Raw genomic sequence first — 12,638 nt, forward strand, 5'->3', positions numbered from 1 at the left:
GCTTTTCTTAGTTACTCTTCAAAATTAAAACTATTAAAAAAGGCCTCGATTGAGGCCTTTATTTGTATTTATTTTTTAGGTTTCCCTACTTTACCTTTAGGCTTTCCTTTGTCTTTACCTTTAAACTTTTTGTCGCCTTTACCACTAGACTTATTGCTTTTCTGATCACCAATAACCGTTAGATTCATAGGTCTGCCAGCCACATGAGCTTTGCTTAAAATTTGCAGAACTTCTTTTGGCATACCAGATGGTAAATCAACTGTAGTAAACTCATCAAAGATATCGATACGACCGATATATTCACTATCGAGTTCGGCTTCATTAGCAATTGCACCAACAATGTTGCTTACTTTCACATTATGGTTATGGCCTGCTTCGATTTTAAAGCGCTCCATTTCAATATCAGGATGAGCTTTTAAAGGTTGGGCGTAGGGTGAAAAGCTTCTATCACTTCCACGTTTGCCTTCATCACGACTTTTACGATCACGTCGTTCGCTTCTTTCTGGTCTATCAGTTCTATCGCTACGTTCTTTTTTAGCTTTTGGCATCTCTTTCAGGATAAGTTCATCTCCACCAGCTAACTTTGCCAAAGCTGCGGCAATTGTTTCAGGCTCGCAATCAGTTTTAGCTTCAAGCTTCTGAACAAACTGTTTGAAGAAATTCAAATCATCGCTTTCAATCGTGCTTAGTACTTTACGTTCAAATCTACTCATGCGCTGTTCATTGATATTTTCAATGCTAGGCATTTGCATTTCTGTAATCGGTTGGTTCGTGGCACGCTCAATGGCTTTAAGCATACGGCGTTCACGATGGGCTACGAATAAAATAGCATGCCCACTACGGCCTGCACGACCAGTACGACCAATACGGTGTACATAAGATTCGGTGTCGTAAGGAATGTCATAGTTAACCACGTGACTGATACGTTCAACGTCAAGGCCTCGAGCAGCAACATCAGTTGCAATCAGAATATCTGATTGGCCCTTTTTTAATTTTTCTACGATGCGTTCGCGAGCATTCTGAGCGATATCGCCATTAAGTGCTTCAGCCCTGAAACCTCTTGCCGTCAATTTGTCCGCAAGTTCAATCGTGGCAATTTTAGTGCGCACAAAGATGATCATGCCGTCAAATTCCTCGGTTTCCAGTACGCGAGTAAGGGCATCGAGTTTATGAAGTCCACTAACTAACCAATAACGCTGATCGATTGTAGTGGCTGTGCTGGTTTTGGATTGAATTTTGATATGCTCAGGTTCGTTCAAATATTTTTCCGCAACCTTTTTGATTTCTTTAGGCATGGTCGCCGAGAAAAGAGCGATCTGGCGAGTATCAGGCGTATGACCAAGAACCCACTCTACATCTTCAATAAAGCCCATTCGAAGCATTTCGTCAGCTTCATCAAGTACTAAGGCTTTCAGGTTATCTAAGTTGAGAGTGCCACGACGAATATGATCCATCACTCGACCTGGGGTGCCCACAACAATCTGTGCACCGCGTTTTAATTGTCTTAGCTGAGTGTCGTAACGTTGGCCACCATATATTGGTAACACATTCATTCCAGGCATATTCTTGGCATAGCTTTGACAAGCTTCTGCAACCTGAATGGCAAGTTCTCGTGTAGGGGCCAGGACTAATAATTGGGTATTGCTATCTTTTGCATCTAGCTTTGAAAGCATGGGTAAAGCAAAAGCGGCAGTTTTACCGGTTCCTGTTTGAGCCTGGCCAATAATATCTTTGCCAGACATAAGCACTGGAATACTGGCGCTTTGAATTGGGGATGGTTGCTCATAGCCTACCTGTTTAATGGATTTCAATACGGCAGGAGAAAGCCCCAGTTCGTCAAAACTGGTGATCGTTTGATTTTGTGTCATCAGTGTTACCTATAAAAAAACATGAAGAGCGAATTTGCTCGAATAAGCGTAGGCCACCTGAAAACCCAATTTCAAAAGATACAACAATCGCGGAATAATCGTAGAAAGGATGTACTGAACTGACCACTTGCTTAACGGGGGCGATTATACACATTATTCAAGCTGGGTGTTAGTTCTATCGCTAAAGAGGCCAATATTAAATGCAATTGCTTTCTACCAGACAATCTGACATTCTTTGGAAAAAACCAAAGCTAGGACATCAGAATGAAATTTTTGGGGATGATATTAAGTATCGCGTTACTCGCTGGTTGCTGGTCACAGGATGAAATGTTACGTATCCAGAAGAATGGCGACACGACAATGGCAATCATTGTTATGCCAGACTGGGAGTTTACTACTCAAGAAGAAGTGAGTTCTAAAGCTGCCAGCTATGAAGAAGAGATGAGAAAGGCTGGTTGGAGAATACAGAAAAGCAGCGAGTCGTATTCTGATGGTTCATATGACCTGCACTATATTCTCAGCGGTAATTTACACAAAGTTGGCACCAAAACTTCTTTTTATGAAATTCACTCCCGTAATGGTCGTGAGATACAAATCAGGTTCTTGACACCACGCATCGATGAGGAAAGAGTTTATCGCAAGCTTTATTTTGATTACTCGATTGCCAATACTGCTACGGTGTTTGACAGCAATAAAAGCCTGGTACAGGAAGTTGGTACTGTCAATGAGGACGACCGTTATACTATTTCACTGTGATTACAAGAAAGCCGGCCTGCTCACCATTTGTAATCGGCCGGCTTATTTTGAGCGATGAGCTTTACTGTTTATAGATTTTACCGTCTTTCATTACAAACTGAATATTTTGTAAAAGGGTAATATCTTCAGCCGGATTTCCGTCCACTGCAATAATGTCGGCTAACTTACCTTCTGCAATCACTCCAATCTGATCATTTCCAAGTAATTCAGCTGAAGTTACAGTTGCGCTTTGAATGGCCGCCATGGCAGGCATGCCGGCTTCAACCATGTAGACAAATTCTTTGGCATTATCACCATGTGCTGATACACCACTGTCGGTACCAAAAGCAATTTTGACACCATAGTCGTAGGCTTCTGCGAACGTATTCTGTATTTGAGGGCCCACTGCACGCGCTTTGGGACGAACGATTTCTGGGAAAAAGCCATCAATTTCAGCTTTTTCGGCAACAAACTTACCAGCGATAACCGTTGGCACATAATAGGTACCGTGTTTTTTCATGGCTCGCATGACTTCTTTATCCATGTAGGTACCATGCTCAATACTGGTGATTCCGGCTTCAATCGCACGTAACATGCCTTCTTTTCCGTGGGCGTGCGCGGCTACATGCATACCATAGTCGTTTGCGGTATCAATAATGGCTTTAAGCTCTGCAACGGTAAACTGTGGATTCTGACCACTTTTAGCAAGACTCAGGACACCGCCAGTTGCAGTAACCTTGATAAAATCAGCGCCTTCCTTATAACGCTGACGAACTGCTTTCTTGGCATCATCTACACTGTTTACCACCCCTTGTTTCGGACCAGGGTCACCCATCAAATCGGCATTGACGCCGTTGGTCGGGTCCGCATGACCTCCTGTTGAAGCGATCGACTTACCTGCTGAATAAATACGTGGCCCAGATACCCAGCCCTGATTAATGGCATTGCGAAGTGAAATGGTCACATTGTAGCTATCGCCAGGATTGCGAACAGTGGTGAAGCCTGCGAGTAAAGTACGCATGCCATATTCATGGGCGCGGTAAGCAAGATCTGCAGGGTTTAAGGTAAATCCCTCAACATAAGCCGTAGGGCTCATTTCTCCATCCAGATGGACGTGCATGTCCATCAAGCCTGGTAGGCAGGTTTTTTCACTAAGGTCTATTAATGAGGCACTGGCAGGTTTGTTAGTGGTTACCTCGGTAATCTTGTTACCGCTAATTTTTATATAGTGTTGGCCCAGGACTTCGCCTTCCTGTGTGTCAATCAAGTTGCCACAATGGAGCCATTGCTCCGCTGCACTTTCATCTGCAGCAAAGCTTGAACTTAAAGGTAGACTTGCTAAAAGTGTTGTCAGTGCAAGTGCTGTCTTAGATATCTTCATAGTGTTCCCCCATTTAAATAGTGCATACAGAAATACCTCAATTCTTGGTGCAGTGCAATCGAGTTGACTTAGGCTTTTTACCAAAACTGTAACTAACTGTTAATTCAGCGAATGTCTGACGATAGTATTTCAAGTAGCTTTTGATACAATGCAGGCAACTTATATATCTAATTTAACAGGCATTAGTCTTGGCTCAATCAGTTCCTGCTTCATTAAAACCTTTTAATACCTTCGGTATTGAGGCTACCTGTAACGAGCTGCTTAGCTTTAATGATGAGCAGGCAATTCAATCTTGGTTAAGAGACAGCCAGCCTGATATCGACTCTCTATTCATTCTTGGTGGGGGGAGTAACTTACTCCTGCTTGATCATATCGATCTAACCTTTATCCAACCCAACATACTGGGGATCGCTTATCAGGAAAAAGGGGCTAGTGATGAAGTGCTGGTAACTGCCGGTGCCGGAGTGAATTGGCATGAGCTGGTATTGGATACTTTAAGTAACGGCTATAGTGGACTGGAGAACCTGTCGCTTATTCCGGGTAATGTCGGTGCGGCGCCTATTCAGAACATTGGAGCTTATGGTGTTGAGCTTAAAGATTGTTTTGTCACATTACGAGCAGTTGAGTTGACCAGTGGAGAAGTAAAGGAGTTTTCGGCTGAGGATTGCCAATTTGGCTATCGAGACAGTATTTTTAAGAACTCTTTGAAAGGCCGCTATGTTATTACGCAGGTGACTTTACGGCTGAGTAAGAAGTTGCAACCTCATATAGACTATGCACCATTGAAACAGATTCTTGCAGACAAGACAGAAATAACTGCCCCCATTATCAGTCAGGCGGTCATTGCCATTCGTCGAAGCAAGCTACCAGACCCCGCTAAGCTAGGGAATGCTGGTTCCTTTTTTAAAAATCCGGTGATAACGGTAGAACAGTACCTGACGTTACAAAATGCCTTCCCAGAGATGGTAGCTTACCAAATCGATAATGAGCATTATAAGTTAGCCGCCGGTTGGCTAATTGAGCAGGCTGGTTTAAAAGGTTATCGGCAAGGTGATGCCGGTGTTCATGAAAAGCAGGCTCTGGTGCTGGTTAATTATGGAAGGGCAACAGGGCAGGACATACTTAATATTGCTAAAGAAGTACGGGATAAGGTGCTTGAGCTGTTTGGTGTTCAGCTGGAGCCGGAAGTTTGGATTATTGGTGAACAGAAGATATTTTGAATGACAGAGCATCGCGATCAGCAATTGAGGCAACTGATATCCCTATTAAAGGATGGTGACTTTCACTCTGGGCAGAAACTTGCTGAAGATTTATCCGTTAGCCGTGCCTATATCTGGAAATTAATGCAACAGCTTGAAGAATTAGGCTTGGAGTTTGAGTCGGTAACTCGTAAGGGGTATCGATTATTGAAGCCACTCCAGCTCATAGAAGCAGATAATCTAAGCAAAAGTATGGCGCAGCGAGGACTGGCAGATTGGGAGTGTGAGGTTCTGCTGTTGACAGATTCGACCAATGAGCAGCTTAAGGGTGACGGTTTTCGACATAAGAAACTGCTTGTTGCTGAATATCAGTCTGCAGGTCGCGGACGCCGAGGGCGACAATGGGTTTCACCGTTGGCCAGTAATCTATACTGGTCGGTGGGCTGGCAAACTCAGATGCCAGTGCAACAGCTGGGTGGCTTGAGCCTGATAGTTGGCCTTGCCATCATCAAGGCTTTAAATAAGCTGGGCATTAAAGGTGTCCAATTGAAATGGCCAAACGATATTCGTTATCAAGGAAGAAAGCTGGGAGGGATCCTGATTGAGTTATCGGGTGATATGGCAGGTGCATTGCAGGTTGTCATCGGAGTTGGGCTGAATATGCAAATGGGAGCATCTCTGGCGCAGAGCATCGAACAGGAATGGATGAACTTGCACGAATTAGCTCCTGAGGTAAGTCGCCAGCAGGTGTTAGCAGAAATGATTATCGAACTTAACCTGGCACTAGAAACCTTTGAGCAAAAAGGCTTTGAATCTTTCCTGGCGGACTGGAAAGCAGTTGATGAGTGCTTTGGGCAAAAAGTCAGCATCTTGCAGCAGAATCAGGAGCTGAAAGGTATTGGTGCCGGAGTTGATGCAACCGGAGCGCTCCTTCTACAAACGGGGAAGGGCATAGTTCCAATATATGCTGGTGAAGTCAGCTTACGTTTCAGGCACTAATTCAAGGTATGAATCTGAATGATATTGCTAATTGATGTTGGAAATACACGCAGCAAGTGGGCACTCACTGATAATACCCGCGGTATTAACTGGTTGCTATCAGGTTATTGGGACATTCAAAGTTTTAATCAGAAGCTATGGAGCGCGCAGCTAAACGAACTTAAACATAGCGTGGAGAGGGATCATAAAGACTCCATTGATACAGTTCTAATTAGCTGTGTTGCTGGTGAAGATACCCGAGGAGTACTAAACAACCACATAAAAGAAACATTGGGTGTATCTCCCGAGCTGCCACAGGCCGATGCCGAATATCAAAGTCAGCGGGGAGCAAAACTGGTCAACAGTTATAAAGTCGCTGCAGCATTAGGTGTAGACCGTTGGTTAGCGATGGTTGCAGCAACTGAGTTGTCGATACCGCCATTTGCAGTTATTGATGCAGGAACAGCGATAACACTGGATGTGGTTGGAGATAATGGAGAGCATCTCGGTGGACATATAATTCCTGGACAGAAGTTGATGCAGTCCAGTCTACTTAAAGACACTGGAAGAATTGCATGGAGTGCTCAGCATAATCCAGACAGCAAAAGTGACAATGACTGGTTAGCAACTAATACTCAGCAAGCAGTCGAATTTGGTGCATTGCAGGCCAGTGTGGGTTATCTGGAATCAGTGATCGATAAGCTACACCATCATATGAGTTTAAATTCGATCATTATGACAGGTGGCGATGCAGAGCAATTATGTGGCCTCCTCAACCGGTCAATTAAAAAATATGTAAAATACCAAAAAGATCTGGTTTTACAGGGACTTTTCTATTGGTATCGAACTAATTTGCTTAAAAAAACGGCAGATAAAGCCAATTCATAGGCAAATTAAAAAAAATCATAAAAAAGCATTGCCAAACCAAAATGAGGTCGCTAAAATTCCCGCCACTTAATGACATGCCCAAGGCATGATGATTAAGCCGGCTTAGCTCAGTAGGTAGAGCAACTGACTTGTAATCAGTAGGTCGCCAGTTCGATTCCGGCAGCCGGCACCATTATTCCAAAGGGTTGCAACGCAACCCTTTAGTTTAAAGCAGTAAGCGAAAGATTACTGCTTGCAATTTCTGCAACAAATTGGCATCATGCGCGCTCTTTTGAGCAGACATGTTGCTCAAGTCCTGGAGGGGTTCCCGAGCGGCCAAAGGGATCAGACTGTAAATCTGACGCGAAAGCTTCGCTGGTTCGAATCCAGCCCCCTCCACCATTTTTCACCCAGTCAGCATTTCTTATCAGTGACAACTGAGTCAGAGCTGACGGGTAGCGAACGACTGTTCGTGTGCTTTACCACAGTGTGGATTAAGCGCGGGTATAGTTCAATGGTAGAACCTCAGCCTTCCAAGCTGATGATGCGGGTTCGATTCCCGCTACCCGCTCCAATACTGTTTCAAACAATTTGCCGATATAGCTCAGTAGGTAGAGCACTCCCTTGGTAAGGGAGAGGTCAGCAGTTCAAATCTGCTTATCGGCACCAGCTTTGCCCGGGTAGGTATATCGGGGTAAACAATAGGGTGCAGGGTGCAGCTACGAGATCGTATGCCCCGGTAGACACCCGTTTTAACATTGGAACTTAAAACGCGGATATTCCGGGAGGCTATATAATGGCTAAAGAAAAATTTGAACGTACGAAACCGCACGTAAACGTGGGCACAATTGGCCACGTTGACCACGGTAAAACGACTCTAACCGCAGCGATCTGTACCGTATTGGCGAAAGTCTATGGTGGTGCAGCACGCGCCTTCGCAGACATCGACAACGCTCCAGAAGAAAAAGAGCGTGGTATCACGATTTCTACGTCACACGTTGAGTATGAAACTCCAAACCGTCACTACGCACACGTAGACTGCCCAGGACACGCTGACTATGTTAAAAACATGATCACGGGTGCTGCTCAGATGGACGGCGCGATTTTGGTATGTTCAGCAGCAGACGGCCCGATGCCACAAACACGTGAGCACATCCTATTGTCACGTCAGGTTGGTGTACCGAAAATCATCGTATTCTTGAACAAATGCGACATGGTAGACGACGAAGAGTTGTTAGAGCTAGTAGAGATGGAAGTTCGTGAATTGCTAGATCAATACGAATTCCCAGGTGACGACACTCCAATCATCCGTGGTTCAGCGTTGAAAGCGTTGGAAGGTGACGAAGGCCCATTAGGTCAGGAAGCTATCATCGCATTAGGCGAAGCTCTAGATACTTATATCCCAGAGCCAGAGCGTGCGATTGACAAGCCATTCTTGTTACCAATCGAAGACGTATTCTCAATCTCAGGTCGTGGTACGGTAGTAACTGGCCGTGTTGAGAGCGGTGTGGTTAAAGTTGGTGAAGAAATCGAAATCGTTGGTATCAAAGATACAACTAAAACAACAGTTACCGGTGTTGAGATGTTCCGTAAACTTCTAGACCAGGGTGAAGCTGGTGATAACGTTGGTGTACTACTACGTGGTACTAAGCGTGATGAAGTTGAGCGTGGTCAGGTATTGGCACACGTAGGTACTATCACTCCACATACACGTTTTGAAGCTGAAGTATACGTACTATCTAAAGATGAAGGTGGTCGTCATACTCCATTCTTCAAAGGCTACCGTCCGCAGTTCTACTTCCGTACAACTGACGTAACTGGTGCTGTAGAGTTACCAGAAGGCGTAGAGATGGTTATGCCAGGTGATAACATCAAAATGAACGTAGAGTTGATCGCTCCGATTGCGATGGACGAAGGTTTGCGCTTTGCGATCCGTGAAGGCGGTCGTACAGTAGGCGCGGGTGTTGTTGCTAAAATTATTGAATAATCAATTGCAATTCAATTAAGGCAGGGTATAATTCCCTGCCTTAATTTTTGACAACCAGTTTTAGGCCAGTAGTTCAATTGGTAGAGCGTCGGTCTCCAAAACCGAAAGTTGGGGGTTCGAGTCCCTCCTGGCCTGCCACTATTCTTAGATTAATAAGTTTAAGTGGCTGATATTAAAGGTTTATTTCATGAGCGCACAGGCGACAAATACAGGTTCTAAATTAGACGGATTGAAGTGGTTTCTAGCATTCGCATTAATCGCGGGCGGAATCTATGGCTTCAACTACCTGTCTGAAGAGTCAATTTTAATTCGCACAGCTGTTGTGTTAGTGTCCGTAATTGTGGCGATTGCCATTGCTATGGCTACCGCAAAAGGGCAGGCATTTTGGAAATTTGCTCGTGAAGCACGCACTGAGTTGCGTAAAGTTATTTGGCCAACCTCAAATGAGACGGTTAGAACTACCATTATGGTTATCATCATGGTGATCTTGCTTGGATTATTCTTAGCTCTAATCGACTGGCTAATAAATAGCTTTTTAATTAGTCCGATCATCGGCTAGGAGTTCTTGCATGGCACTACGTTGGTACGTTGTACAGGCCTTTTCAGGCTATGAGAACAAAGTCAAAACCATGCTGGAAGAACGTATCCAGTTATCTGGTTTAGAAGATAAATTTGGTGAGATTCTTGTCCCTACTGAAGAAGTGGTGGAGATGAGAGCTGGCCAGAAAAGACGTAGTGAGCGTAAATTTTTCCCAGGTTATGTGCTTGTTCAGATGGAAATGGATGAGGAATCCTGGCAGGTTGTTCGTAATACTCCACGTGTCATGGGCTTTATTGGCGGTACTTCAGATCGACCAGCTCCAATCAGTGAGAAAGAAGCCAATGCGATCCTGAATCGTATAGAAGACAGTGGTGATAAACCGAAACCGAAAGTATTGTTTGAACCCGGTGAAATGGTTCGGGTTACTGATGGTCCGTTTGCGGACTTCAACGGTGTCGTAGAGTCTGTTAACTACGAGAAAAGCCGTTTACAAGTGTCTGTCTCTATCTTTGGACGCTCAACTCCTGTAGAATTGGAGTTCAGCCAAGTCGAAAAAGGCTAGGCATTTTAAATTAATTCAGCGCATCTCTGTTTGGGGAACCAACACGGGGAGCGCTTTATTGTCTTTGTAAAAAAGACATTTTTTGTTAAACCGGGGAGCTAGGGTAACTAGCGCTTGAACCCACATAGAGGTGAAACATGGCTAAGAAAGTCGAAGCTTATATTAAGCTACAAGTAGCAGCCGGTATGGCTAATCCAAGTCCACCAGTTGGTCCTGCTTTGGGTCAGCATGGTGTGAACATCATGGAATTCTGTAAAGCTTTTAACGCACAAACAGAGAAAGTGGAAAAAGGTCTTCCTATTCCAGTAGTTATCACTGTTTATAATGATCGTAGCTTTACCTTTATTACTAAAACCCCTCCAGCAGCGGTTCTTATCTTAAAAGCATTAGGCCTGAAGTCTGGTAGTGCAACTCCTAACACCAAGAAAGTGGGCAAGATTACTCGTGCTCAGTTGGAAGAGATTGCAAAAACTAAAGAGCCTGATTTGACAGCTGCGGATATGGATGCGGCCGTTAAAACAATCGCTGGCACAGCACGCTCAATGGGCGTTGACGTAGAGGGTTAAGATAATGGCTAAAATTTCAAAACGTATTCGCGCCATCAATGAGAAAGTTGCTGGTCGCACAATCTTTTCAGCTGAAGAAGCAATTCAGTTGTTAAAAGAAGTTTCTGCTGTGAAGTTCGACGAAAGCGTTGAAGTTGCAGTAAATCTAGGTATTGATCCTCGTAAATCTGATCAGGTTGTACGTGGTGCTACCGTTCTTCCAAATGGTACTGGTAAAGACGTTCGAGTTGCAGTATTCACCAACAATGTTGATGAAGCTAAAGCAGCTGGTGCTGATATCGCTGGTATGGATGATTTAGCTGAGCAAGTTAAAAAAGGTAACTTAGATTTTGACGTAGTAATTGCTAGTCCAGACGCGATGCGTGTGGTTGGTCAATTGGGTCAAATCTTAGGTCCTCGTGGCTTAATGCCAAACCCAAAAGTTGGAACGGTAACTCCTGATGTAGCAACTGCTGTTAAAAATGCTAAAGCTGGTCAGGTTCAATATCGTGCAGATAAGAACGGTATCGTTCACGCTGCAATCGGTAAGGTAACATTTGATAGCAATGCGCTTTTAGAAAACTTAACCAGTTTATTAATCGCATTGAAAAAAGCTAAACCAGCTTCATCAAAAGGTACTTATATGAAGAAAATTTCACTTTCTTCAACTATGGGTCCTGGTTTAGCAATCGATCAGTCAAGCTTATCGCTTAAAGACTGATTATAAGGGCTTTGGGTTTCCTGGGGTGTGAAAGCAATTCAGGGAACCGTCAAAGACCGTAGGTACTGGTGAATCGTTTATCACTCGTGATTACGACAAACTGGTTTAATCATTGCCTACGCAGACGGTGAGACCTTGATGAAACTTTTTTAAGTGGAATCGTTCACCGTAACTCAAAGGATAAGGCTCGCCTTATCAAACGTAAAACTCGACCGGAGCGAAAGCAAAGGTTCGAAAAACTGGAGGTGAACTAGTGGCACTTGGACTTGAAGGCAAAAAGGCGATTGTTGCTGAAGTAAATACAGTAGCAAAAGACGCCCTTTCAGCCGTAGTAGCTGAGTACCGCGGTTTAACAGTTGAGCAAATGACTGCGCTTCGCGTGAAAGCACGTGAAAGCAATGTATATGTGCGCGTTATTCGTAACACGCTTGCTCGTCGCGCTGTTGAAGACACTGAGTTCGCTTGTATGCAAGATGCATTAACTGGTCCTTTAGTTTATGCGTTCTCAATTGATGCACCTGGTGCAGCTGCTCGTCTTTTCAAAGACTTTGCGAAAGAGAACAAACAGCTTGAAGTAACCGGTATTGCTATTGGTGGTGAGTTACATGGTCCTGAGCGTCTTGACGCTGTGGCTGCCTTGCCAACAAGAGACGAAGCACTTGCTACATTGATGATGGTTATGAACGCACCTATCACCAAGCTTGCACGTACTTTCAAGGAAGTACCTGCCAAAGTTACTCGTGTGGTTGCTGCTGTTCGCGATCAAAAACAAGCGGCTTAAGACTCTTAGTTCGAGATCTGTTTAACCGTAGTTTTAACATTTTGTTAATTTTAAATTTATATACCCAGGAGACTAGAAATGGCTCTATCTAAAGATGATATCTTGAACGCTATTGCTGAAATGAGCGTAATGGAAGTTGTTGAACTTGTTGAAGCAATGGAAGAAAAATTTGGTGTTTCTGCTGCCGCTGCTGTTGCAGTAGCTGGCCCAGCTGCTGGCGGTGACGCTGCTGCAGCCGCAGAGCAAACTGAATTTGACGTAGTAATGAAAAGCTTCGGCGGTAACAAAGTAGCTGTAATTAAAGCTATCCGCGGCATCACTGGTCTTGGCTTGAAAGAAGCTAAAGACATGGTTGAAGGCGCTCCTGTTGCTGTTAAAGAAGGTGTTGAGAAAGCAGAAGCTGAAGACATCAAGAAGCAATTGGAAGAAGCTGGCGCAGAAGTTGAAATCAAGTAATAACCTTTATTACTTGG

Annotated in this window: 13 protein-coding genes and 5 tRNA genes; 16 read left to right on the top strand and 2 right to left on the bottom strand. The window is 44.2% G+C overall.

Annotated elements, in window-relative coordinates; genetic code table 11:
• Positions 1-68 precede the first annotated feature (68 nt).
• Positions 69-1,868, bottom strand: a complete 1,800-nt coding sequence (locus CW740_RS01830) for a DEAD/DEAH box helicase (RefSeq protein WP_106645950.1) — start codon at positions 1,866-1,868, stop codon at positions 69-71.
• 264 nt (positions 1,869-2,132) lie between these two features.
• Here CW740_RS01830 and CW740_RS01835 point away from each other — a divergent pair, with 264 nt between their 5' ends.
• Positions 2,133-2,624 (top strand): hypothetical protein, encoded by a 492-nt coding sequence (locus CW740_RS01835; RefSeq protein WP_106645951.1) that lies wholly within the window; start codon positions 2,133-2,135, stop codon positions 2,622-2,624.
• 61 nt (positions 2,625-2,685) lie between these two features.
• Here the strand turns inward: CW740_RS01835 and CW740_RS01840 are convergent, their stop codons facing one another.
• Positions 2,686-3,984, bottom strand: a complete 1,299-nt coding sequence (locus CW740_RS01840; protein WP_106645952.1) for a metal-dependent hydrolase family protein — start codon at positions 3,982-3,984, stop codon at positions 2,686-2,688.
• A gap of 188 nt (positions 3,985-4,172) precedes the next feature.
• Here CW740_RS01840 and murB point away from each other — a divergent pair, with 188 nt between their 5' ends.
• From murB to rplL, 15 genes are all read left to right on the top strand, one after another.
• A complete protein-coding gene (gene murB / locus CW740_RS01845; RefSeq protein WP_106645953.1) occupies positions 4,173-5,204 on the top strand; it encodes a UDP-N-acetylmuramate dehydrogenase in 1,032 nt (343 codons plus the stop codon).
• Positions 5,205-6,182, top strand: a complete 978-nt coding sequence (gene birA / locus CW740_RS01850; RefSeq protein WP_106645954.1) for a bifunctional biotin--[acetyl-CoA-carboxylase] ligase/biotin operon repressor BirA — start codon at positions 5,205-5,207, stop codon at positions 6,180-6,182.
• 18 nt (positions 6,183-6,200) lie between these two features.
• The gene (locus CW740_RS01855) at positions 6,201-7,049 is read left to right on the top strand and encodes a type III pantothenate kinase (protein ID WP_106645955.1); all 849 of its coding nucleotides are present in this window, start codon (positions 6,201-6,203) and stop codon (positions 7,047-7,049) included.
• 96 nt (positions 7,050-7,145) lie between these two features.
• Positions 7,146-7,221 (top strand) — tRNA-Thr (locus tag CW740_RS01860).
• Positions 7,222-7,346: 125 nt separating this feature from the next.
• Positions 7,347-7,430: transfer RNA gene (locus CW740_RS01865), tRNA-Tyr, on the top strand.
• Positions 7,431-7,528: 98 nt separating this feature from the next.
• Positions 7,529-7,602: transfer RNA gene (locus CW740_RS01870), tRNA-Gly, on the top strand.
• Between the two features lie 19 nt (positions 7,603-7,621).
• Positions 7,622-7,697 (top strand) — tRNA-Thr (locus CW740_RS01875).
• 127 nt (positions 7,698-7,824) lie between these two features.
• Positions 7,825-9,015, top strand: a complete 1,191-nt coding sequence (gene tuf, locus CW740_RS01880; RefSeq protein ID WP_106645956.1) for an elongation factor Tu — start codon at positions 7,825-7,827, stop codon at positions 9,013-9,015.
• Positions 9,016-9,077: 62 nt separating this feature from the next.
• Positions 9,078-9,153 (top strand) — tRNA-Trp (locus CW740_RS01885).
• 49 nt (positions 9,154-9,202) lie between these two features.
• Positions 9,203-9,574 (top strand): preprotein translocase subunit SecE, encoded by a 372-nt coding sequence (secE, locus tag CW740_RS01890; RefSeq protein ID WP_018625102.1) that lies wholly within the window; start codon positions 9,203-9,205, stop codon positions 9,572-9,574.
• 10 nt (positions 9,575-9,584) lie between these two features.
• Positions 9,585-10,118: a transcription termination/antitermination protein NusG gene (gene nusG / locus CW740_RS01895; protein ID WP_018625103.1), complete on the top strand. Its 534-nt coding sequence runs from the start codon at positions 9,585-9,587 to the stop codon at positions 10,116-10,118.
• Between the two features lie 137 nt (positions 10,119-10,255).
• Positions 10,256-10,684, top strand: coding sequence for a 50S ribosomal protein L11 (gene rplK, locus CW740_RS01900; protein ID WP_018625104.1), 429 nt, complete (start codon positions 10,256-10,258; stop codon positions 10,682-10,684).
• A 4-nt stretch (positions 10,685-10,688) separates the two neighbouring features.
• Complete coding sequence (gene rplA, locus CW740_RS01905; RefSeq protein ID WP_106645957.1) at positions 10,689-11,384, top strand: 50S ribosomal protein L1; 696 nt, start codon at positions 10,689-10,691, stop codon at positions 11,382-11,384.
• Positions 11,385-11,637: 253 nt separating this feature from the next.
• A complete protein-coding gene (gene rplJ, locus CW740_RS01910; RefSeq protein ID WP_106645958.1) occupies positions 11,638-12,165 on the top strand; it encodes a 50S ribosomal protein L10 in 528 nt (175 codons plus the stop codon).
• A gap of 78 nt (positions 12,166-12,243) precedes the next feature.
• Positions 12,244-12,621, top strand: coding sequence for a 50S ribosomal protein L7/L12 (rplL, locus tag CW740_RS01915; protein WP_018625107.1), 378 nt, complete (start codon positions 12,244-12,246; stop codon positions 12,619-12,621).
• Positions 12,622-12,638: the final 17 nt, after the last annotated feature.

The organism is Kangiella profundi (assembly GCF_002838765.1).
GTDB lineage: Bacteria > Pseudomonadota > Gammaproteobacteria > Enterobacterales > Kangiellaceae > Kangiella > Kangiella profundi.